Raw genomic sequence first — 21,817 nt, 5'->3', positions numbered from 1 at the left:
ATCCATTCGACAAGCTCTTGACAAGAGCTTTTTAACTTTGCTATTATTTATGAAGTACTAAAAAGCAGGTAAATTATGTTTCGTATATTAAAAATTGATGATGATTTTGTCTATCTTAGTCATCCTGATGGGCGCTTAAAGAAAATAGATAAAGCCCTATTTGATTTTGCTATCAATTTGGGAGACCGTGTAGAAGTCTACCAAGATGGCGAATTGACCGTGGTTACTCCGGCAGAAGTCCAAACAGACTTGAGTCTTGACGGAGATAAGTCTGTTAAGTCTAATCTTTTGCAAGGTATTTTGGATCTTTTCCTTGAGACCCTTAATATCCACAATAATCACTTAGGTGATTTGAAGAAGATTTTCACGCAGTTGTTGATTACACTCTTCATGGCTTGGAGTTTGTTGGGAGTCATTATAGTTGAGATTCTACTTTTTGCAGAGTCCATTGTTGTCTTCCTTTGGAGACTTTTGGTTCGTCTTGTTAAGTTGATGCGTATTAAGGACAACACAAAGGTCTTGATTGATGAGACGCAAAAACGCCATGCTAAACGTGAGCGTCAAAGAGCTCAAAGACGTGAGCAAGAAAGACGACGTCAGGATGAACTGGAAGAACGTGAATACCAACGTGAGACTGAGCGCCAAAAAGAATTGATGATTGTTGAAGCTAGCCTTAGTCAGGAAGCTGAGCATGCGAGCCTTTCAACTAGCCTTGATTTAGAGCAAGCAGGTGTTTCAAGCCAGTCTGCTAGTGAAGAGTCAAAAGAAAAAAGTCAAGCAAGTTCAGAGTCTGAAGAGGTATCTGAATCGGCTAAGTCTGAAAAATAGAACAAGCAAAAGAACTGAGACAAAAGGGTCCCAGTTCTTTTTCGTATGAAAAAAAGCACCGTAGGTGCTTGTGAGAGGCGACTAAAGTGTTTTTTCTGAGTCACGAACAATGAGCAAGTCAACTTTTGCGTGACGGAGAATGTATTCAGAAGATGAACCGATAAGCAAGCGTTCAAAAGTATTAAGACCAGTTGCACCAACCATGATGAGGTCAACGTTTTCCTTTTCAGGAATGTCAACAGCCAAAAGACTCTTAGGATTACCGAACTCAATGACTTTACGAATCTTGGTTAATCCAGCTTCCTTGGCTTGACGTTCAAAATCGGCCAAAACAGCTTTAGCTTCGTCTTCTAGTTTTTCATAGATGTAAGAGTCGAAAGTCGCAACGCTTTGAAGGGCGCGTGTATCGATAACGTGTACTAAAAGTAACTGTGCATCGTTACGTTTTGCAACATGCACACCTTTGATAAAGGCTAGTTCGGATTCGTAAGAACCATCGATAGCTACCATAATACGTTCATATTGTTGAGACATAAGCTCTACCTCCTATCTTTAGCCCTATTATACTCTTTTAATTTAAAAAGTGAAAGCGTTATTATATGTTTTCTGAAATCTTTTTTTAAATCTTTACCTAAAAAGAGGCATTTACACAGTGAAGGGATTTTGATATTGTCCAAAATTGAAGATTACTTGAAAAAGAGGTATAATACAATCTGTTATTAGCTTCGTAAGAAACGTGATAATTGAGAAGAGGACAACTCTTCTAAAATGATGCCATGGGTTAAGCCTTAGATGGTGTCAATAAAAGTAGGGTTCCCCATCAGGTGTTGAATTTTTTATTTTCTACTAGATGTATCTACTTTTAGTATTTTTTGAAAGGATTAACTTATGAAAACATTTGATAAATCATCAAAGTTGGAACACGTTGCCTATGATATTCGTGGACCAGTTTTGGATGAGGCCAACCGCTTGATTGCTAACGGTGAAAAGATTCTTCGTCTTAATACGGGAAATCCTGCGGAATTTGGCTTTACAGCACCAGATGAAGTCATTCGTGACTTGATTATGAATGTTCGTAACAGTGAAGGGTATTCAGATAGTAAGGGGATTTTCTCAGCTCGTAAGGCTATTATGCAGTATTGCCAGCTTAAGGGCTTCCCAAATGTGGATATTGACGATATCTATATTGGTAACGGTGTTTCAGAGATGATTTCTATGTCTATGCAGGCCTTGCTTGATGATGGAGACGAAGTATTGGTGCCAATGCCAGACTATCCTCTTTGGACAGCCTGTGTCAGTCTAGCTGGCGGTAACGCTGTGCACTATGTCTGTGATGAAAAATCAAACTGGTATCCAGATATTGATGACATCAAGTCTAAGATTACTTCAAACACCAAGGCAATCGTCGTCATCAATCCGAATAATCCGACAGGTGCTCTTTACCCTAAAGATATTCTTGAACAGATTGTCGATATTGCACGCCAAAATGATTTGATTATCTTTGCGGATGAAATTTATGACCGCTTGGTGATGGATGGTAAGAAGCACACTGCTATTGCTAGCCTTGCACCAGACGTTTTCTGTGTCTCTATGAACGGTCTTTCTAAGTCACACCGTATCTGTGGTTTCCGTGTGGGATGGATGGTTCTTTCTGGACCAAAGAGAAATGTCAAAGGCTATATTGAAGGTCTTAACATGCTGGCTAACATGCGTCTTTGTGCCAACGTGCTTTCTCAACACGTTATCCAAACCTCACTTGGGGGCTACCAGTCTGTAGATGAGCTCTTGATTCCTGGTGGTCGCATCTATGAACAACGTGAATTCATCACTAATACCGTTAATGCTATTCCAGGGCTTACAGCTGTGAAGCCAGATGCAGGCCTTTATATCTTCCCTAAAATTGATCGTAATATGTATGATATTGACGATGATGAAGAGTTCTGCCTTCGTCTCTTGAAGAAGGAGAAGGTTCTCTTGGTTCCGGGTAAAGGCTTTAACTGGAATGAACCAGATCACTTCCGTATCGTTTACCTTCCTCGTGTGGAAGAGTTGGCTGATCTGGGAAATAAAATTGAACGTGTCTTGTCATATTACAAGCGCTAATATGTCAACAACTGGGCAAAAGGATTTGTCCAGTTTTCTTGGTGCCTAAAAAGCAGAGGTTTCGCCTAAAATCCGAACGTTTTAGCTGAAAAAGACATAATTGACTTAATATAATGAATAGTAGAATAATAAATAATTTTCAGACAATTGTTTGCAATTTATAGGTTAAGTGTGCTATAATGATAGGGCTAGTGGGTCTTGACGGATATGTTTGGTACAGGACCTGAGATTATTAAGATTACAAATAGAAAGTGAAGACAATAAATATGGCAAATTTGCTGGCTAAAACTCGTAAAATTACATCTATCTTGCAACGCTCAGTAGATAGCTTGGAAGGAGACCTTCCATACAATAACATGGCTGCTCAGTTGGCAGACATCATTGATTGTAACGCTGCTATCGTTAATGGTGGTGGTGCCCTCCTTGGTTATGCCATGAAATACAAAACCAATAACGATCGTGTAGAAGAGTTTTTTGAAGCCAAACAACTCCCAGAAGAATACACACGTGGTATCAGTCGTGTCTATGACACTCAAGAAAATATTGGTATTGATAGTGACTTGACTATTTTCCCAGTGGAATCAAAGGATGACTTTCCAGATGGTTTGACGACTATTGCGCCTATTTATGGTGGTGGTATGCGTCTTGGATCTTTCATCATCTGGCGTAATGACCATGACTTTGTGGATGAAGATCTTATCTTGGTTGAGATTGCCTCTACAGTAGTTGGTTTGCAATTGTTGAACCTTCAAACAGAAAACTTGGAAGAAACTATTCGTAAACAAACAGCTATTAACATGGCTATTAATACCTTGTCTTACTCAGAAATCAAGGCGGTTTCAGCTATCTTGAATGAGTTGGACGGTTTGGAAGGTCGTTTGACAGCTTCTGTTATCGCTGACCGTATTGGTATCACCCGTTCAGTTATCGTTAATGCCCTTCGTAAGTTGGAATCAGCTGGTATTATTGAAAGCCGTTCACTTGGTATGAAAGGGACTTACCTTAAAGTTCTTAACGAAGGTATTTACGACAAATTGAAAGAATACGAATAAGAAAAATTTTGACATAAAAGTGAGGTAGGTGGTAACTGCCCCACTTTTTTAAAAAGGAGAAAGTAACATGACAAAAGCATTGATTTCAATTGATTACTCTTATGACTTTGTAGCGGATGACGGGAAGTTGACGGCTGGAAAGCCAGCTCAGGCCATTGAAGACCGCATTGCTCAGGTGACACAGGAAGCCTATGATAATGGAGATTATATCTTTGTCGCTATGGACCGACATGATGAAGGGGATACCTTCCATCCTGAGACCAAGCTCTTCCCACCTCACAATATTGCAGGGACATCTGGACGTGAACTTTATGGCAAATTAGCTGGAGTGTATGACGCTATCAAGGATGATAGTCGTGTCTTTTGGATGGATAAGCGTCACTATTCAGCCTTTTCAGGAACTGATTTGGATATTCGTCTACGTGAACGTCGTGTGACAACAGTCGTTTTGACGGGAGTTTTAACAGATATTTGCGTGCTACATACGGCAATCGATGCTTATAATCTAGGTTATGATATCGAGGTTGTAGCAAGTGCAACAGCATCCTTGACACCTGAAGCACATGATTTTGCGATTGGGCATTTTAAAAATGTTCTTGGAGCAACAATTGTAGAGTAAGATTGAGTTCTTACTCTTTTTTTGATAAGCCCTCTCTATCAACTAATTAAGAATATGAATTAGTCAAGCGATTGTATTCGTGTTAGACTAAAGGTATTGGTTCATCTGAGAGGAGAAAAATGATGAAAATAAAACGACTATTAGGTTTTGTAGTTATTGCTGTTGCTTCTGTAGGTATTTTGGCAGCTTGTGGTAAGGATGCTGCTAAGGATAAGACAGTGGTTCGAGTAGGGACCATGGCTAAGAGTGAGTCTGAACAAGCACGCTGGGATAAGGTTGAAGAAATCTTGAAAAAAGAGGGAGTTACGCTTAAATTCAGCGAGTTTACGGACTATTCTCAACCAAACGTAGCCCTTAATAATGGTGACATTGATATTAATGCTTTCCAACACTACAATTTCCTGGATAACTGGAATGCGGATCATAAGACTGACTTGGTCCCAATTGCTGAGACTTATTTCACAGCCTTTCGTGTCTATTCTGGAACAGAGGGTGGTAAGAACAAGTATAAGGATATTAAAGAATTGCCAGAAGGTGCTACGATTGCCATTCCAAATGATGCCGTTAATGAAAGTCGTGCCCTTAATCTCTTGCAGTCTGCTGGCTTGATTAAGCTTAGTGTAGGTGCAAATGACAAGGCTAAGTTGACTGATGTTAGTGAAAATAGCAAGAATTTAAATATCAGAGAAGTTGATGCTGCTCAGACAGCTGCCAACCTTGATTCTGTTGATGCAGCCATTATTAATAATGACTTCGTTACAGAGGCTGGTATTGATCCTAAGACAGCTATCTACGTAGAACCTGCTAGTAAAAATACTAAGCAATGGTACAATCTACTTGTAGCCCAAAAAGGTTGGGAAAAATCAGATAAGGCTGATGCTATCAAGAAAGTTATCAAGGCTTATCATACTAACGAAGTCAAAGAGGTCATCAAGAAATCATCTCAAGGTTTGGATGAACCAGTTTGGTAAGAGAGGACGCTATGGAAAGAGCTATTTTTGCCGGAGGGTGCTTCTGGTGCATGGTGCAACCTTTTGAGGAGCAAGAAGGTATCCTATCTGTTCGCTCTGGTTATACTGGAGGACATGTGCCAAATCCAACTTACGAGGAGGTTTGTCGTAAAACGACTGGCCACACCGAGGCGGTGGAGATTATCTTTGACCCAGAAATCATTTCTTTTGCTGATTTAGTCGAAGTTTATTGGGCTCAGACCGATCCGACGGATGCTTTTGGACAATTTGAGGATCGTGGTGATAACTATCGTCCTGTGATTTATTATTTTGATGAGCGTCAAAAGGAAATTGCTGAACAATCTAAGGCTAATCTTCAGGCTTCAGGACGTTTTGACCGTCCAATCGTGACAAAGATTGAACCTGCGGAGACTTTCTACGAAGCCGAAGCTTACCATCAGGGATTTTATAAGACTAATCCCGAACGTTATGCGCAAAGTAGCGCTATTCGTCACCAATTTTTAGAAGACAATTGGAAATGAGTTATTATCGAGAGTAGGAATCTATCCTATTCTCGATTTTTTGTCGTGAACTACAGGAAAACGATTGCAAAGTATTGTATACTATTACTAGATAAAGTTGACATACAGAAGGGGTAAAAGAATGACTAAAAAATTAACGTTTCCTGATGGATTTTTGTGGGGTGGAGCGACGGCAGCCAACCAATGTGAAGGAGCCTATGATGCCGATGGGCGTGGTTTAGCCAATGTTGATGTGGTGCCGATTGGTAAGGACCGCCTGTCCATTATCACGGGTCATCGTAAGATGTTTGATTTTGAGGATGGGTATTTTTATCCTGCCAAGGAAAGTATCGATATGTACCACCGTTACAAGGAAGATATCGCTCTCTTTGGTGAAATGGGATTTAAGACCTATCGTCTTTCTATTGCTTGGTCACGTATTTTTCCTAAGGGTGACGAGGCTGAGCCAAATGAAGCTGGTCTCGCCTTTTACGAGGACCTTTTCAAGGAATGTCATAAGTATGGCATTGAACCCTTGGTGACCATTACGCACTTTGATTGTCCTATGCACTTGATTACCGAGTATGGTGGCTGGCGTAACCGTAAGATGCTTGGTTTCTATGAGAATCTTTGTCGTACCCTTTTCACACGTTATAAAGGTTTGGTTAAGTACTGGCTCACTTTCAATGAAATCAATATGATTCTTCATGCACCATTTATGGGAGCAGGACTCTGCTTTGAAGAAGGTGAGAATGAGGAACAGGTGAAATACCAGGCGGCCCACCATGAGTTGGTAGCTTCAGCCATGGCGACTAAGTTGGCTCATGAGATTGACCCTGACAATAAGGTCGGTTGTATGTTGGCAGCAGGTCAGTATTATCCAAATACAGCCCACCCACGTGACTACTGGTCAGCTATGCAAGAAGACCGTAGTAGCTATTTCTTTATTGATGTTCAGGCTCGTGGAGAGTATCCAAATTATGCTAAGAAACAGTGGGAACGTGATGGCATTGAGCTTGAGATGACGGAAGAAGATTTGACCCTTCTTAAAGAGCATACTGTTGATTTCATTTCCTTCTCTTACTATGCTAGTCGTGTGGCTTCAGGTGATCCAGAAGTTAATGAAAAGACTGCTGGAAATATCTTTGCCTCTATTAAAAATCCATATTTGGAAGCTTCAGAGTGGGGCTGGCAAATTGACCCACTAGGTCTTCGGATTACCCTCAATGCTATCTGGGATCGTTACCAAAAACCGATGTTTATCGTTGAAAATGGGCTTGGTGCTGTGGATAGGCCAGATGAAAATGGCTATGTTGAAGACGATTATCGTATCGACTACTTGGCGGCTCACATCAAGGCCATGCGTGATGCTATCAATGAAGATGGTGTAGTGCTCTGGGGCTACACAACATGGGGTTGTATCGATCTTGTTTCTGCCGGAACTGGTGAAATGAAGAAACGTTATGGTTTCATCTATGTGGACCGTGACAACGATGGTAATGGTAGTCTTAAACGCTCTAAGAAGAAATCCTTTAACTGGTATAAGGAAGTTATCGCAAGTAACGGTGCCTCTGTAGAATAGGACTTTTGATCTTTTATTAAAGCTATCTCTAATTCAAGTGATGTTTGGTTTTTTAGTTGTGTGATTGTCAAGGTTTGCTGTTGCAAATCTGGTCAGCACTGGCAGGCAATTCTTCTCTGAGTTAGCACTAGGCTGATTGAGAACCTAGATAAATGATTTTAAGGCATCTTAAATTAAGAAGACTTTGTCTTCCATCTAACTCAGCCACTAGGCTGAGTTTTTAAAGTATAGAAATTGTAATGTTTTCTAAAAAATGATATTCTTATTAGAGTTTGAGAGGGAGAAAACATGGATAAAAAATCAGTTGTATTTGTAGCCGACCTATCTTACATGGAAAAGTTAGAGATGACTCTTAAGTCTCTATGCGCCCATCAGGGACATTGGAAAATCTATGTCTTAAATGAGAATTTACCAACAGAATGGTTTGCGCTTATGAATCGTCGTTTAGAAACCATTGCATCGGAGGTTGTCAATTGTCGAGTATCTGCAGAAAGTTTTAAAGCATTTTCGCTTCCGAGTGCACATATTCATTATGCGACTTTCTTCCGTTATGTGATTCCAGACTTTGTTCAAGAAGATCGTGTTCTCTATTTAGATAGTGATATGATTTTTACACAGGATTTGTCACCACTTTTTGAGGTTGATTTGAATGGTCTTGGTATTGGAGCAGTAGTGGATTGTCCGACGACGACGGAAGGTTTCAATGCCGGTTTGATGGTTATTGACACTGCCTGGTGGCGCCAACATAAGGTAACAGAATCTCTCTTCGATTTAACGCAGAAACATCACCAAGAAGTCTATGGTGATCAGGGAATCTTGAATTTGTATTTTAAGGATGCTTGGCTCAGACTTCCTTGGACTTATAATCTTCAGGTAGGTTCTGATAAGGACCAGTATATATACGGGGATCTGGATTGGTATGATGCGTTTAAAGGGGTACCAGCAGTTATCCATTACACCTCTTACAATAAGCCTTGGACTGCTAAACGTTTTAATCGTTTCAGGGATATTTGGTGGTTCTATTACGCCCTATCTTGGGAAGATATCTTATTGAGAAAGCCAGCCGTAAAGCTCAACTTTAGTGATATGGTGGGAGATTTTTCTTATCATACGGCTATTTATACCAATACGGCAGATATTTTTGAGTTGGAACGTCTGTTACAAGCCCTTCCCGCTGTGGCTTTTCATATTTTGGCCCACTCTCATTTTGGTTTTAATTTGGTAAAGTTGGAGCAGTATCCAAATCTTATCCTCTATCCTTCATTTGATCCTCTAACCAGTCGCAAGGTTTTGGAAAAAATAGATTTTTATTTGGATATTAATCCATTTGACGAGGTTGATCATATTACAGAAACGATTCATCAGTTGGGGCTTCCTGTTTTCTCTTTTGAAGGGACCAATCATGACCAAACTGGTAAGAATCAAGTGTTTAAGAATGACCAAGTGGATGAAATGGTGAAGGCTGTTCGAGAATATCTAGAGACGATTGAGAGATAATCAATGGAAAATAAAGAAGTAGTTAGTATTGTTATTCCCATTTATAATGTGGAAGCTTATTTACGGAAGTGTTTGGAAACGATAGTCAACCAGACCTATCCTCATCTTGAAATCATTCTTGTTAATGATGGTTCTCCTGATCATTCAGAAGCCATTTGCAAGGAATTCTTCAAGCAAGATTCACGTATTCGCTATGTCCGACAAGTTAATGGTGGCTTATCTGCAGCTCGAAATACGGGGATTGACTTGGCTACAGGCGACTATATTACTTTTGTAGATCCAGATGATTGGGTAACGGAAGATTATGTGGAGACCTTGTATGATCAGCTGAAAAAGTATGAGGCAGATGTTTCTACTGGCAATTATAATTTGTTTAATGATAGTACGAGTAAGTTTTTGATTAAGCTGACAGAGGATGATTATTCTGAAACCCTTTATGAGGGAAGAGATATTATTGATCATGATGCTATTCAAGAGACAAGAGATATGGCTTGGGCATGTGCCATGATGAAGCTCTACAAAATCTCCTTATTTGAGGACCTACGTTTTCCGGTTGGAAAGAATGTCGAAGACAACTTCCTTATGTATAAGCTTTTGTTAAAGGCCAATCGTGTGATTCACACTGAAAAATGTATCTACTGGTATCGAGTAGGGCGCAAGGATACCTTGTCGCAGGTCTGGACGGAAAAGCGTGTCTTAGATGAGATGGAAGCTAAAAATGAAAAACTAGCACTGCTAGGGATGTTGGGCTATGATTTAACATGGCATCGTTACATTTATAAGACTCGTTTGAAGCGTGCCATTGAAAAATTGGAAGAAGCTAATCTTCAAGATACGGAGACCTATCAGACAGCAAAGGTTAACTTGAGATTTTTGGAGCAATAAAGGGATAGGTTAAAGCTATTTATTGCTTGAAATAGTTAGAAAGGATAACTATGCTCATTATTGCACAAGAACCCAGTCAAGCGACGGATAAACTGAGAAGATTGCTAGACTCTTTGGGGATGAAATCACGAGTGTTCTACACTAATTTTGAAACGGATGTAGATGGAAACACTATAAGTTTAGCATCGTCATTTAGTTATTCCTCTGAGGATGATTACCAAGGCAAACCTCTCTTTTTTAACGATTTGTCAGTTCCTCTTTATTGGGAGCTTTGGACTTTGGGAATTACGACTTATCTTTTTGACGGCAAAGATCGTCGAGCTAATATTATTTTTCGTGAAAATGTTAGAGAGCGCACGGTCAAGCAGGTTGAGTGGTTTGGTCAAGGGGAAAAAGTTGTCGCTATTGATGACTATAACCGTTATGGGTGGCGGACCAAGCAACGTCTTTTAGATGATGAGGGGCGAGCCCTCATGGATATTTACTTTAATCGTGTGCAAGAGGAAGTCTTATTGCATTATATCCAAGAAGATTACTTGATTCATCAGGGTTCTGTGGGAAAAGATACGATTTTCTCAGGCAAGGATGATGTAATCAAGTTTGTTCTTGGGCAGGTCCTGAAGTCAGACGAAACTATCATTTGTATGGATCCTAATTTGCTTCCACTGTTACAAGCTGAACGACTGGTCTATTGTTCTGCTAGCCATGATAATCTTGAGTATCTCCAAAATCAGGTGAGCCATATTTTGATTACTAATTATTATCCTCAAGAGGAGCGTAGGTCGGGATTGATTTATCTCGCTGGTGCAGAACAAGAAGGGAATCAGACTTTTGTTGCCCAGGCCATGGTCATGACTGCTTCGGAAAATATTGAGGGACTAGCTAGTTTGGTTGATAAGTTTCCAGATATTGCTTTTCACATTGCAGCCTTAACTAGTATGGGACCTAAATTGACTTGCTTGGAGGAAAAGACGAATGTCCATCTTTATCCTGGGATTAGTCGTAAGAAATATCGAGAGCTGCTAAGGAAATGCTCTATTTATTTAGACTTGAATTATGGCAGTGAGGTTTCTGATGTGACGCTTGAGGCTATTGCAAATGAGCAACTATTGTATGGTTTGGCTTCAACGGTCCACCGTCAATACTATAAGGCCCTACCAACTGTTTTTGCTTCGGTAGAGGAAATGGGGCAAAGTATTCGCCAACTTTTGCAGGAACCAGATGTCTATCCTAGAGCGTTTAAGGCTCAAAATGAGGCTTTAAAACTGGCTGATAGGGCAGAAATCATGGCTTTCTTTAATCAATTGGAAGGGGGAGAAAGATGACGATTTACACCTTTAACCTACTGGTGGGCTATGAGCCTAATGGTGTTGATGTGGCCCAGGCATCCAGAGCTTTAATGCTGCGTGAATTAAATGCGCCTGCTAAATTTGTTTTCACAACTTGGCCCCAACCCTATAAATTGGATTATTATCTTTCTCTGGGACATCGCTATGAAGAACTCCTGCATGCCTATGTCTGTTTTACCGACCAAGATGGTTATATTCCGTCGTTGACAGTGGGAGCCTTGCAACAGCAGTTTCAGTTAACGCGACTGGACTTGAAGAGGCAAGATGAAACTGAATTCCTTTATGAGTTTTCAGATGGAAGTAGACTCATCTTTACAATGGACCCTTATAAAAAGGGGTGTGTCCGCTATGTCGATTACCTTACGAATGGTATTTTGTTGAAGCGTGAGTGGTATGGAACCCGTAAACTGGTTACAGAATACTTTGAAAAGGGTATCCTCATCAGAAGAAGTTTCCATAACCAAGATGGTCATATTGCTTTTGAAGAACTCAAGCAGGGAGCTACTTGGTTGTACAGGTTGGAAAATGAGATTTTAGTGTCACAAACGGAAGTCATGCGTCGCTTTTTGGATTGCCTTTCCTTGACACAAGAAGACACCCTGTTATTAGATAGGGCTGCCTTGATTGCATTTGCACGACCAATTTTAGAGCTTCAATCACCTGCAAAATTAGGTTTTGTTTTCCATTCAGAGCATGAGTTTGAAAATGGTGGACTCTACTATGAGTATTACTATATCTTTAAGTATGCCCAGCGGTTTGATTTCTTTATCACAGCGACTGAAGCACAAAAAGCAGTACTAGAGACTACCCTTCAGAAACAAGGGCTAAACAATGCTACTATTTATGCCCTACCTGTAGGTCACTTGGATAGTCTTAGTTATCCAGATGGTCAGAGAAAGCCCCTTAGTTTGATAACGGCCTCTCGATTAGACCCACGCAAACGGCTGGATCTAGCCATAAGAGCGGTTGCCCTGGCCCATGACAAAGTGCCTAATCTTCACTTTGATATCTATGGTAAGGGTGTCGAACAAGAAAATCTGGAACACCTGATTGATGACCTTGGAGCAGGTAGTTATATCCATCTAAGAGGTCATGCGAACTTGCAGAAGATTTACCCACAGTATGAACTTTATGTGACCACCTCTCAGTGGGAGACCTTTGGCTTGACCCTGATGGAAGCAGCCGGAGCAGGTCTGGCCTTGGTCGGTTTTGATGCTCGCTATGGCAATCCGACCTTTATCAAAGACGGGAAGAACGGCTATTTGGTTCCCTATGATGAGACCATGGATGAGGATTTGCTTGTTTCTGACATGGCGGATATGATTGTAGCAGTCTTAGAAGGCAATCTTGAGTCTATGCATCAAGCTTCGTATGATTTGGCGAAAAAATACCTGAAGCCAGAAATCCTAGAAGCTTGGAGAAAGCTCTTGGTAGCCATAGACTAACTATCTTTCAAATATCGTGGTTTAAGTTGAACCTATGGTATCTGTAGTGACGAAAAAGTTGCTACAGATTTTTTATCCTCCAAGCAAAATAGCTGAAATTATGATAAAATAGGAGGTATTGAAAAATCATCATTTCACGAAAGGAAGCAAGATGAAAATTACGCAAGAAGAGGTAACCCACGTTGCCAATCTTTCAAAATTAAAATTCTCTCCAGAAGAGACAGCTGAGTTTGCGACAACCTTGTCTAAAATTGTTGACATGGTGGAATTGTTGGAAGAAGTGGACACAACGGGTGTTGCTCCAACAACGACCATGGCTGACCGCAAGACTGTATTGCGTCCGGATGTTGCTGAAAAAGGGACGGACCGTGACCGTTTGTTTAAAAATGTACCTGAAAAAGACAATTACTACATCAAGGTACCAGCTATCCTAGAAGATGGAGGAGATGCCTAATGTCATTCAACCATAAAACCATTGAAGAGTTGCACGACCTCCTTGTCTCTAAGGAAATTTCAGCAACCGAATTGACCCAAGCGACGCTTGACGATATCAAGGCGCGTGAAGAAGCAGTCAATGCCTTTGTGACGGTGGCAGAAGAAGCTGCCCTTGCACAAGCTAAGGCCATTGATGAAAAAGGAATCGATGCTGACAACCTCATGTCAGGAATTCCACTCGCTGTCAAAGATAACATCTCTACTGATGGTATCTTGACGACTGCAGCATCAAAAATGCTCTATAATTACGAGCCAATCTTTGATGCGACAGCGGTTGCCAATGCGAAAACCAAAGATATGATTGTCATCGGAAAGACCAACATGGATGAATTTGCCATGGGGGGATCTGGTGAAACATCTTACTATGGACCAGCCAAAAATGCTTGGGACCACAGCAAGGTTCCTGGTGGATCATCAAGTGGTTCAGCAGCTTCTGTAGCCTCAGGACAAGTCCGCTTGTCTCTTGGTTCAGATACAGGTGGTTCTATTCGCCAACCAGCAGCCTTTAACGGGATTGTTGGTCTTAAGCCAACTTACGGAACGGTTTCTCGTTTCGGTCTTATTGCTTTTGGTAGCTCACTCGACCAAATTGGTACCTTCTCACAAACTGTTAAGGAAAATGCCCAATTGCTTAATGTCATTGCCAGTGAAGATGCCAAGGATTCAACATCTGCACCTGTTCGTGTAGCTGACTTTACTTCTAAGATTGGTCAAGACATCAAAGGCATGAAGATTGCCCTTCCTAAGGAATACCTTGGTGAAGGGATTGACCCTGAAGTTAAAGAAACCATCCTCAATGCGGCCAAACACTTTGAAAAATTGGGAGCAACTGTCGAAGAAGTCAGCCTCCCTCATTCTAAATACGGGGTTGCTGTATACTACATCATTGCTTCATCTGAAGCCTCTTCAAACTTGCAACGTTTCGATGGGATTCGCTATGGTTTCCGTGCAGAAGATGCCAAGAACTTGGATGACATCTACGTGAACACTCGTAGCCAAGGCTTTGGCGATGAAGTGAAACGTCGAATCATGCTTGGGACCTTTAGCTTGTCATCAGGTTACTACGATGCCTACTATAAGAAAGCCGGTCAAGTTCGTACCCTCATCATTCAAGACTTTGAAAAAGTATTTGCAGATTACGACCTCATCCTTGGTCCAACAGCTCCAAGTGTGGCCTTTGATTTGGATTCGCTCAACCATGATCCGGTTGCCATGTACTTAGCAGACCTCTTGACCATCCCAGTCAACTTGGCAGGTCTTCCAGGAATTTCGATTCCAGCAGGATTTGCTCAAGGGCTTCCAGTTGGTTTGCAGTTGATCGGTCCTAAGTATTCTGAAGAAACGATCTACCAAGCTGCAGCTGCCTTTGAAGCAACGACAGATTACCACAAGCAACAACCCGTGATTTTTGGAGGTGACAATTAATGAACTTTGAAACAGTCATCGGACTTGAAGTCCACGTTGAATTGAATACAAATTCAAAAATTTTCTCACCAACCTCTGCTCACTTTGGGAACGAGCAAAATGCTAATACTAATGTGATTGACTGGTCTTTCCCAGGAGTGCTTCCTGTCTTGAACAAGGGTGTTGTGGACGCTGGTATTAAGGCTGCTTTGGCCTTGAATATGGATATCCACCAGCACATGCACTTTGACCGTAAGAACTACTTCTACCCTGATAATCCAAAGGCCTACCAAATTTCGCAATTTGATGAGCCAATCGGCTACAAGGGTTGGATTGAAGTGCAATTGGAAGACGGCTCAACTAAGAAAATCGGGATTGAACGGGCCCACTTGGAAGAAGATGCCGGTAAGAATACCCACAGCCCAGACGGTTTCTCTTATGTGGACCTTAACCGTCAAGGGGTGCCATTGATTGAAATCGTATCTGAAGCTGATATGCGTTCTCCTGAAGAAGCCTATGCTTATTTGACAGCATTGAAAGAAGTCATCCAGTACACAGGCATTTCTGATGTGAAGATGGAAGAAGGCTCTATGCGTGTGGATGCCAACATTTCCCTTCGTCCATACGGTCAAGAGGAATTTGGTACCAAGACAGAGTTGAAAAACTTGAACTCCTTCTCAAACGTCCGTAAAGGTCTTGAGTATGAAGTGCAACGCCAAGCAAAAATCTTGCGCTCAGGTGGTGTCATTCGTCAAGAAACACGCCGTTATGATGAAGCTCACAAGAGCACTATTCTCATGCGTGTTAAAGAAGGAGCAGCGGATTACCGATACTTCCCAGAACCAGACCTTCCATTGTTTGAAATCTCAGATGAGTGGATTGAGGAAATGCGTACAGAGTTGCCAGAGTTTCCAAAAGACCGTCGTGCTCGCTATGTGGCAGAGCTTGGCTTGTCTGACTATGATGCCAACCAATTGACAGCGACGAAAGTCACTTCTGACTTCTTTGAAGCAGCCGTAGCCCTTGGTGGAGATGCCAAACAAGTGTCTAACTGGCTCCAAGGTGAAGTGGCGCAATTCTTAAACGCAGAAGGCAAAACGCTGGAAGAAATCCAATTGACACCAGAAAACTTGGTAGAAATGATTGCCATCATCGAAGATGGAACGATTTCTTCTAAGATTGCCAAGAAAGTCTTCGTTCACTTGGCGAAAAACGGTGGCGGTGCGCGTGAATACGTCGAAAAAGCCGGATTGGTACAGATTTCAGATCCTGAAGTCTTGATTCCAATCATCCACCAAGTCTTCGCAGACAATGAAGCAGCCGTAGCCGACTTCAAGTCAGGTAAACGTAACGCTGACAAGGCCTTCACAGGTTTCCTCATGAAAGCAACCAAAGGCCAAGCCAACCCACAAGTAGCCCTCAAGTTACTTGCCCAAGAATTGGCGAAGTTGAAAGAAGAATAATAGATAAAGAACCAGCCGAAAGGTTGGTTTTTAAAATCTTCTCATTTATGTTAGACTAGTCGGGAACATTAAAAAAAGAGTTTAGGAGCAACCTAATGAACAAATTCTTAAGAGTCCTATTTATCCTCGTCATCCTGGCCATGACTGGTGCCATTATTTTTCAGCTATTTTTCCCAACCTATATGGGAAGTCACTCGGGGTATGGCATTTCAGTTGGTTGGCAGAGGGAGATTGGTATCTGGAATGTGGCAGTTCTGATCATTCTTCTTGCCGTGAATCTCAAGTACGATTGGTTTTATCTGAGAGCTGTACTGATAGCTTTGATTATTGGAGGCCTTGGAATTGGGACCAATCATTTCCTTAGCTATCTTCAACATCATCACTCAGTCAATGCCATAGGTGCTCTTGAAAATTATCTTTTAGTCCTTGGATGGGTTGTCGGTTGGTGGCTTGAAAATTCCTCAAGAAAAACTGCTTAAGTTTTATGGGGTAACCGCTTTCCTTATCCACTCTGTGATATAATAATTAAGCATTATTATAATCGAGGAAAACACATGTCTAAACAACTAAAAGGGAGCTTAATGGTATTGACAGCAGGAATTGCCTGGGGATTTTCAGGAGTTTCTGGTCAATACCTAATGGCTCATGGTGTTAATGTCAATCTTTTGACGAGTTTACGTTTGCTTCTGTCTGGTATTTTACTAACAGCTTCAGTCTTTTTTAGGCAGCGAGACAAATTAGTACAAGCTATTAAAGATAGAAAAACCTTAGTAAGTATCGCCTTATTTGCTCTCTTTGGTCTAGTACTAAATCAGTACGCCTATCTCAGTGCTATTCAATACACTAATGCTGGGACAGCGACGGTCTTGCAGTATGTCACCCCAGTTATCATCCTGGCTTTTGTATGTGCAAAATATCGTAGGTTCCCAACAGCAGCAGAGCTAGTGGCGATTATCCTGGCTATTGTGGGAACCTTTACCATCGCAACGCATGGTCAGATAAGGGAGCTGGCGATTACACCTCTGGGCTTGTTCTGGGGTCTCTTTTCGGCGGTGACCTATGCACTTTATATCTTACTGCCTGCTAAGGCTATTGAAAAATGGGGAAGTTTGATTGTCATTGGTTTAGGTCTGTTGATCGGTGGTTTAATCTTTCCGATTGCTATCCAAGCCTGGAAGTATAAGCTTTCTTTGAATGGTGGAAATCTCTTAGCACTTTTTGGATTGGTCTTCATTGGGACAGTCTTTGCTTACACCGTTTTCCTTAAGGGGACAACCATGGTTGGAGCTGTCAAAGGGAGTCTCTTGGCTTCGGTAGAACCTGTAGCGTCGGTCATTTTAACCGTATTAATTATGGGGGACCGCTTCTTTGCCATTGATGTGCTTGGAATGTTTTTAATTGTTCTTGCTGTTATCATCATATCGCTTAAGAATTTAGTTGCCCTTAAAAAACAAGAAAAAATTCAAAGATAAGGAGAGAGTTCAGTGATTGCTGGCTCTCTTTCCTTATTGTCTTGTATGAGCTGTTCTTAAAAATAGGACTTAAGTCCCACACATAAACCTTAAAAATATGGTAGAATAAGAGGTAAACTAACATTTTGGAGAAAAAATGAGTATAGACGATTACAGGCCTCATTTTATGGTGGAGGCTGTTTATGATTTGAAACCTGACCAGCTACGTGAACACGGTATTCGTGCCGTCTTGGTTGATTTGGATAATACCTTGATTGCTTGGAACAATCCTGATGGAACGCTTGAGCTACGTGCTTGGTTGGATGAGATGACGGAGGCTGACATCCCAGTGGTTGTGGTCTCTAATAACAAACACGACCGTGTCGAACGTGCGGTTGCTAATTTTCATGTGGACTTTGTGAGCCGCGCCATGAAACCTTTTACCAAGGGAATTAATGAAGCGATTGAGCGCTATCACTTTAACCGTGAAGAGGTTGTAATGGTGGGTGACCAGCTCATGACTGACATTAGGGCCAGCCACCGAGCAGGTATCCGCTCGATTTTGGTTAAGCCTTTGGTGAAGTCTGATTCTTGGGTGACCAAGTTTAATCGTTGGCGTGAACGTCGCATGTGGAAAAAGATTGAAAAAGCGTATGGTCCTATGACCTTCGACAAAGGAATTTAATGGAAGAATTATTTTGTATTGGGTGTGGAGCCCAAATTCAAACAGAAGATAAAGAAAAAGCTGGCTACACACCTGCTAGCTCTATCAAAAAGGCTGAAGAAACGGGAGACTTGTACTGTCAACGCTGTTTCCGCCTTCGTCATTACAATGAAATTGTGGATGTCCATATCACAGATGACGAGTTTTTAAAGCTTTTACATGAAGTTGGTGATAGCGATGCCCTCGTTGTCAATGTCGTTGATATTTTCGATTTTAACGGATCAATCATCCCAGGTTTGTCACGCTTTGTTTCTGGTAATGATGTACTCTTGGTTGGCAATAAAAAGGATATTCTACCTAAATCCGTTAAAGATGGTAAGGTAACCCAGTGGTTGACAGAACGTGCCTACGAAGAAGGTATGCGTCCGGTGGATGTCATGTTGACGTCTGCTCAAAATCATCATGCCATCAAAGAGTTGATTAAACGTATTGAAAAACTCCGTAAGGGTCGTGATGTCTATGTTGTTGGTGTGACGAATGTTGGTAAATCAACCTTAATCAATGCCATTATCAAGGAAATTACTGGTGATAAAGATGTCATCACTACCTCTCGTTTCCCAGGCACGACCCTTGATAAGATTGAGATTCCGCTGGATGATGGTACTTACATTTTCGACACTCCAGGAATTATTCATCGCCACCAAATGGCTCATTACCTGTCAGCTAAGGACCTCAAATACGTTAGTCCTAAGAAGGAAATTAAGCCAAAAACTTATCAGTTAAATGCAAGTCAAACCCTATTCCTAGGTGGATTAGGACGTTTTGACTTTATTGATGGTGATAAACAAGGTTTTACAGCCTTCTTTGACAATAATCTAAAGCTTCATCGTACCAAACTTGAAGGTGCAGATGCCTTTTATGACAAGCATGTTGGCAGTCTCCTCATGCCGCCTGGGCCAAAGGATCTTACCGATTTTCCAAAACTTGTCCGCCACGAGTTCACTGTCAAAGATAAGACAGACATTGTCTTCTCAGGACTAGGCTGGATTCGTGTTCAAGGAAAGGCCGACCAACCAACCATCGTTGCCGCTTGGGCACCAGAAGGCGTTGGCGTCGTCGTACGAAAAGCTATTATTTAAACTTAATAAAGTAATTATAAGGAATAAGAAAGGAAAGGCATAAAAAAGTCTTTTCAATGAACATGAAGTTTGCCTAGATTTTAGCTATGAGCAAACGATGTGTTTTTCGCTGTGATAATAATCCAAGTAATATTTTATGTTACTTGGATTAGGAATTTTTGAGACCTTAGGCTCAAAAATTAGCTATGAAACCGGTGGTTTGCTAGCGTCCGTATCACCTAAGAAAAACAGCAAATAAAATAAAAGGAATAAACATGTCACTAACATCAAAACAACGTGCCTTCCTCAAATCGGAAGCACACACTCTCAAACCTATTGTACAAATCGGGAAAAACGGTCTTAACGACCATATCAAAACGAGTGTTCGCAACGCTCTCGATGCTCGTGAGTTGATTAAGGTAACCCTACTTCAAAATACCATGGAAGACATCCATGAAGTGGCTGAAATTTTGGAAGAAGAAATTGGCTGTGATACAGTCCTTAAGATTGGACGTATCTTGATTATCTACAAAGAATCAGCTAAAAAAGAAAATCGTAAGTTATCACCAAAGGTTAAAGCCATCCAAAAATAGTTGATGACTTTTGAAACCTTAAAGGCAAAAGAAAAGTTATTTAGATGATGTTTGAGTAAGAGGAGGCGTACATGGCACTGGATCTCGTAACCCCATTTACAAAGGTTCAACTAGAAGAAGAAATCAAAGATACTGGCCGTAAGCAGGTGGGAATTTTAGGTGGAAATTTCAACCCTGTTCACAATGCTCACTTGGTTGTTGCGGACCAGGTGCGTCAGCAGTTAGGCCTTGATGAAGTTCTTCTCATGCCTGAGTTTGAGCCACCTCATGTCGATAAAAAAGAGACTATTGATGAACAACATCGCCTAAATATGCTCATGTTGGCTATTAACGGTATCGAGGGTTTGGATATTGAAACCATCGAGTTGGAACGCAAGGGAATCAGTTATACTTATGACACCATGAAACTCTTGACAGAGGCCAATCCTGATACGGATTATTACTTCATTATCGGTGCTGATATGGTCGAATACCTGCCCAAATGGCATCGCATTGACGAACTTATTGAGATGGTGCAATTTGTGGGTGTTCAACGTCCTAAGTATAAGGCAGGAACGTCTTATCCAGTCATCTGGGTTGATGTTCCTTTGATGGATATCAGTTCAAGCGCTGTTCGTGATTATATTAAGAAAGATCGTACACCTAACTTTATGGTGCCTCAATCTGTACTCGCCTATATCAAGAAAGTAGGACTTTATAAATGACCTATGAAAAATACTTGGGCTATTCTCGTCAAGCACTTCTTGAAAAAGTGCAAGCCGTGATGAGTCCTAAACGCTTCAATCATGTTTTGGGTGTCGAGCGAGCTGCTATTCATCTTGCTGAAAAGAATGGCTACGATACTGAAAAAGCTGGTTTGGCTGGTCTTTTACACGACTATGCCAAGGAACTTCCAAATCAGGAATTCTTAGAGCTAATCGATAAGTACGAGCTTGACCCTGAATTGAAAAAATGGGGAAATAATGTCTGGCATGGCATGGTCGGGATTTACAAAATTCAAGAAGATTTGGGTTTGACAGATGCTGAGATTCTGCGTAGTATCGAAATCCATACCGTCGGAAGCCATAACATGTCAACCCTAGATAAGATTGTCTATGTAGCTGATTATATTGAGCATAACCGTAATTTCCCTTTGGTAGAGGAAGCTAGACAAGTAGCAGAGCAATCCTTGGACAAGGCAGTTGCCTATGAAACCGTCCATACGGTCGAACACTTGGCTCACCAGGCCTTGCCGATTTTCCCACAAACCTTGGAAACCTATAACGCTTTTGTGCATTACTTGAAAGAGGATTAGTAAGTGAAAACAGCTTTTATTATTATTGATGTACAAAATATCTTAGTAGAAACAGGTTTTGAAACACAAAAGCTGTTAGAGAAAATCTCTTATTTACAAGATCAGGCTAGAAAACAGCAGATTGAAATTATCTATATTCAGCATATTGAAACGGAAGAGGCTCTAACCTCGGAAGATTGGAAATTATCGCCACTATTAAAGAGACAGTCTGATGAGAAGGTTTTTCAGAAGCGATACAATAGCATGTTTAAAGAGACTGGATTAAAGGAATACTTGGATCAACAAGGAATTGAGAAACTAGTCTTATGCGGTATGCAGACGGAGTATTGTGTTGATACATCCGTTAAAGTTGCTTTCGAACATGGCTACAAGCTAGTTGTTCCCGAAGGTACTGTTACAACCTTTGATGGAGACGACATTCCAGCAGAAACGATTAATGAATTTTACGAGAACATTTGGAATGAACGTTTTGCAGATGTCTTAGATTACAAAACGATTTTTTAA

General features: G+C 41.2%; 23 protein-coding genes. 22 read left to right on the top strand and 1 reads right to left on the bottom strand.

The window, feature by feature from the left end; translation table 11 throughout:
• Positions 1-75 precede the first annotated feature (75 nt).
• The gene (locus HMPREF0848_RS06430; protein WP_008535429.1) at positions 76-828 is read left to right on the top strand and encodes a hypothetical protein; all 753 of its coding nucleotides are present in this window, start codon (positions 76-78) and stop codon (positions 826-828) included.
• Positions 829-909: 81 nt separating this feature from the next.
• Here the strand turns inward: HMPREF0848_RS06430 and HMPREF0848_RS06425 are convergent, their stop codons facing one another.
• Positions 910-1,362: a universal stress protein gene (locus tag HMPREF0848_RS06425; protein WP_002887404.1), complete on the bottom strand. Its 453-nt coding sequence runs from the start codon at positions 1,360-1,362 to the stop codon at positions 910-912.
• A gap of 354 nt (positions 1,363-1,716) precedes the next feature.
• On the opposite strand from HMPREF0848_RS06425, the gene HMPREF0848_RS06420 reads away from it, so the two are divergent.
• From HMPREF0848_RS06420 to HMPREF0848_RS06320, 21 genes are all read left to right on the top strand, one after another.
• Positions 1,717-2,931, top strand: coding sequence for a pyridoxal phosphate-dependent aminotransferase (locus HMPREF0848_RS06420; RefSeq protein WP_008535427.1), 1,215 nt, complete (start codon positions 1,717-1,719; stop codon positions 2,929-2,931).
• 266 nt (positions 2,932-3,197) lie between these two features.
• Positions 3,198-3,983, top strand: coding sequence for a GTP-sensing pleiotropic transcriptional regulator CodY (gene codY, locus HMPREF0848_RS06415; protein WP_002887402.1), 786 nt, complete (start codon positions 3,198-3,200; stop codon positions 3,981-3,983).
• A 67-nt stretch (positions 3,984-4,050) separates the two neighbouring features.
• Entirely contained in the window at positions 4,051-4,602 is a 552-nt protein-coding gene (locus HMPREF0848_RS06410) for a cysteine hydrolase family protein (protein ID WP_008535425.1), read from the top strand.
• Positions 4,603-4,724: 122 nt separating this feature from the next.
• Positions 4,725-5,573 (top strand): MetQ/NlpA family ABC transporter substrate-binding protein, encoded by an 849-nt coding sequence (locus HMPREF0848_RS06405; RefSeq protein WP_037609046.1) that lies wholly within the window; start codon positions 4,725-4,727, stop codon positions 5,571-5,573.
• Between the two features lie 11 nt (positions 5,574-5,584).
• Positions 5,585-6,094 carry a peptide-methionine (S)-S-oxide reductase MsrA gene (gene msrA, locus HMPREF0848_RS06400; protein ID WP_008535421.1) on the top strand — a complete coding sequence of 170 codons (510 nt, stop codon included), beginning with the start codon at positions 5,585-5,587 and terminating at the stop codon, positions 6,092-6,094.
• Positions 6,095-6,215: 121 nt separating this feature from the next.
• Positions 6,216-7,655 carry a 6-phospho-beta-glucosidase gene (locus HMPREF0848_RS06395; RefSeq protein WP_008535420.1) on the top strand — a complete coding sequence of 480 codons (1,440 nt, stop codon included), beginning with the start codon at positions 6,216-6,218 and terminating at the stop codon, positions 7,653-7,655.
• Between the two features lie 288 nt (positions 7,656-7,943).
• On the top strand, positions 7,944-9,152 hold the full coding sequence (locus tag HMPREF0848_RS06390; protein WP_008535418.1) for a glycosyltransferase: 1,209 nt from the start codon (positions 7,944-7,946) through the stop codon (positions 9,150-9,152).
• Positions 9,153-9,155: 3 nt separating this feature from the next.
• Entirely contained in the window at positions 9,156-10,037 is an 882-nt protein-coding gene (locus HMPREF0848_RS06385; protein ID WP_008535417.1) for a glycosyltransferase family 2 protein, read from the top strand.
• A gap of 50 nt (positions 10,038-10,087) precedes the next feature.
• Positions 10,088-11,362 (top strand): hypothetical protein, encoded by a 1,275-nt coding sequence (locus tag HMPREF0848_RS06380; protein WP_008535416.1) that lies wholly within the window; start codon positions 10,088-10,090, stop codon positions 11,360-11,362.
• Positions 11,359-12,831 (top strand): glycosyltransferase, encoded by a 1,473-nt coding sequence (locus HMPREF0848_RS06375; protein ID WP_008535415.1) that lies wholly within the window; start codon positions 11,359-11,361, stop codon positions 12,829-12,831. Before HMPREF0848_RS06380 ends, HMPREF0848_RS06375 begins: the two co-directional genes overlap by 4 nt.
• 151 nt (positions 12,832-12,982) lie before the next feature.
• On the top strand, positions 12,983-13,285 hold the full coding sequence (gatC, locus tag HMPREF0848_RS06370) for an Asp-tRNA(Asn)/Glu-tRNA(Gln) amidotransferase subunit GatC (protein WP_002884769.1): 303 nt from the start codon (positions 12,983-12,985) through the stop codon (positions 13,283-13,285).
• A complete protein-coding gene (gene gatA / locus HMPREF0848_RS06365) occupies positions 13,285-14,751 on the top strand; it encodes an Asp-tRNA(Asn)/Glu-tRNA(Gln) amidotransferase subunit GatA (RefSeq protein ID WP_008535414.1) in 1,467 nt (488 codons plus the stop codon). Before gatC ends, gatA begins: the two co-directional genes overlap by 1 nt.
• Positions 14,751-16,193: an Asp-tRNA(Asn)/Glu-tRNA(Gln) amidotransferase subunit GatB gene (gene gatB, locus HMPREF0848_RS06360; protein ID WP_008535412.1), complete on the top strand. Its 1,443-nt coding sequence runs from the start codon at positions 14,751-14,753 to the stop codon at positions 16,191-16,193. Before gatA ends, gatB begins: the two co-directional genes overlap by 1 nt.
• A 95-nt stretch (positions 16,194-16,288) precedes the next feature.
• Positions 16,289-16,672 (top strand): hypothetical protein, encoded by a 384-nt coding sequence (locus HMPREF0848_RS06355; RefSeq protein ID WP_008535411.1) that lies wholly within the window; start codon positions 16,289-16,291, stop codon positions 16,670-16,672.
• A 75-nt stretch (positions 16,673-16,747) separates the two neighbouring features.
• A complete protein-coding gene (locus tag HMPREF0848_RS06350; RefSeq protein WP_008535409.1) occupies positions 16,748-17,665 on the top strand; it encodes a DMT family transporter in 918 nt (305 codons plus the stop codon).
• Positions 17,666-17,801: 136 nt separating this feature from the next.
• Positions 17,802-18,329, top strand: a complete 528-nt coding sequence (locus tag HMPREF0848_RS06345) for a YqeG family HAD IIIA-type phosphatase (protein WP_002887385.1) — start codon at positions 17,802-17,804, stop codon at positions 18,327-18,329.
• The gene (yqeH, locus tag HMPREF0848_RS06340; protein WP_008535406.1) at positions 18,329-19,447 is read left to right on the top strand and encodes a ribosome biogenesis GTPase YqeH; all 1,119 of its coding nucleotides are present in this window, start codon (positions 18,329-18,331) and stop codon (positions 19,445-19,447) included. Before HMPREF0848_RS06345 ends, yqeH begins: the two co-directional genes overlap by 1 nt.
• A 254-nt stretch (positions 19,448-19,701) precedes the next feature.
• Positions 19,702-20,019, top strand: a complete 318-nt coding sequence (yhbY, locus tag HMPREF0848_RS06335) for a ribosome assembly RNA-binding protein YhbY (RefSeq protein ID WP_008535405.1) — start codon at positions 19,702-19,704, stop codon at positions 20,017-20,019.
• A gap of 71 nt (positions 20,020-20,090) precedes the next feature.
• A complete protein-coding gene (locus tag HMPREF0848_RS06330; protein WP_008535404.1) occupies positions 20,091-20,723 on the top strand; it encodes a nicotinate-nucleotide adenylyltransferase in 633 nt (210 codons plus the stop codon).
• Positions 20,720-21,313 carry a bis(5'-nucleosyl)-tetraphosphatase (symmetrical) YqeK gene (gene yqeK / locus HMPREF0848_RS06325; protein WP_008535403.1) on the top strand — a complete coding sequence of 198 codons (594 nt, stop codon included), beginning with the start codon at positions 20,720-20,722 and terminating at the stop codon, positions 21,311-21,313. Before HMPREF0848_RS06330 ends, yqeK begins: the two co-directional genes overlap by 4 nt.
• Positions 21,314-21,316: 3 nt before the next feature.
• Positions 21,317-21,817, top strand: a complete 501-nt coding sequence (locus HMPREF0848_RS06320; protein WP_008535402.1) for a cysteine hydrolase family protein — start codon at positions 21,317-21,319, stop codon at positions 21,815-21,817.

The organism is Streptococcus sp. C150 (assembly GCF_000187445.1).
GTDB classification, from domain to species: domain Bacteria; phylum Bacillota; class Bacilli; order Lactobacillales; family Streptococcaceae; genus Streptococcus; species Streptococcus raffinosi.
Note: the sequence above shows the minus strand (reverse complement) of the source record. Positions and strands in the feature narration are given on the sequence as shown.

Coding starts and splice junctions, on each gene's coding strand:
- HMPREF0848_RS06380 (WP_008535416.1), top strand. CDS start 10,088: ATGCTCATTATTGCACAAGAACCCAGTCAAGCGACGGATAAACTGAGA.
- HMPREF0848_RS06405 (WP_037609046.1), top strand. CDS start 4,725: ATGAAAATAAAACGACTATTAGGTTTTGTAGTTATTGCTGTTGCTTCT.
- yqeK (WP_008535403.1), top strand. CDS start 20,720: ATGACCTATGAAAAATACTTGGGCTATTCTCGTCAAGCACTTCTTGAA.
- yhbY (WP_008535405.1), top strand. CDS start 19,702: ATGTCACTAACATCAAAACAACGTGCCTTCCTCAAATCGGAAGCACAC.
- HMPREF0848_RS06410 (WP_008535425.1), top strand. CDS start 4,051: ATGACAAAAGCATTGATTTCAATTGATTACTCTTATGACTTTGTAGCG.
- HMPREF0848_RS06375 (WP_008535415.1), top strand. CDS start 11,359: ATGACGATTTACACCTTTAACCTACTGGTGGGCTATGAGCCTAATGGT.
- HMPREF0848_RS06425 (WP_002887404.1), bottom strand. CDS start 1,362: ATGTCTCAACAATATGAACGTATTATGGTAGCTATCGATGGTTCTTAC.
- HMPREF0848_RS06395 (WP_008535420.1), top strand. CDS start 6,216: ATGACTAAAAAATTAACGTTTCCTGATGGATTTTTGTGGGGTGGAGCG.
- HMPREF0848_RS06330 (WP_008535404.1), top strand. CDS start 20,091: ATGGCACTGGATCTCGTAACCCCATTTACAAAGGTTCAACTAGAAGAA.
- HMPREF0848_RS06390 (WP_008535418.1), top strand. CDS start 7,944: ATGGATAAAAAATCAGTTGTATTTGTAGCCGACCTATCTTACATGGAA.
- HMPREF0848_RS06355 (WP_008535411.1), top strand. CDS start 16,289: ATGAACAAATTCTTAAGAGTCCTATTTATCCTCGTCATCCTGGCCATG.
- yqeH (WP_008535406.1), top strand. CDS start 18,329: ATGGAAGAATTATTTTGTATTGGGTGTGGAGCCCAAATTCAAACAGAA.
- HMPREF0848_RS06345 (WP_002887385.1), top strand. CDS start 17,802: ATGAGTATAGACGATTACAGGCCTCATTTTATGGTGGAGGCTGTTTAT.
- codY (WP_002887402.1), top strand. CDS start 3,198: ATGGCAAATTTGCTGGCTAAAACTCGTAAAATTACATCTATCTTGCAA.
- gatC (WP_002884769.1), top strand. CDS start 12,983: ATGAAAATTACGCAAGAAGAGGTAACCCACGTTGCCAATCTTTCAAAA.
- gatB (WP_008535412.1), top strand. CDS start 14,751: ATGAACTTTGAAACAGTCATCGGACTTGAAGTCCACGTTGAATTGAAT.
- HMPREF0848_RS06420 (WP_008535427.1), top strand. CDS start 1,717: ATGAAAACATTTGATAAATCATCAAAGTTGGAACACGTTGCCTATGAT.
- gatA (WP_008535414.1), top strand. CDS start 13,285: ATGTCATTCAACCATAAAACCATTGAAGAGTTGCACGACCTCCTTGTC.
- msrA (WP_008535421.1), top strand. CDS start 5,585: ATGGAAAGAGCTATTTTTGCCGGAGGGTGCTTCTGGTGCATGGTGCAA.
- HMPREF0848_RS06385 (WP_008535417.1), top strand. CDS start 9,156: ATGGAAAATAAAGAAGTAGTTAGTATTGTTATTCCCATTTATAATGTG.
- HMPREF0848_RS06350 (WP_008535409.1), top strand. CDS start 16,748: ATGTCTAAACAACTAAAAGGGAGCTTAATGGTATTGACAGCAGGAATT.
- HMPREF0848_RS06430 (WP_008535429.1), top strand. CDS start 76: ATGTTTCGTATATTAAAAATTGATGATGATTTTGTCTATCTTAGTCAT.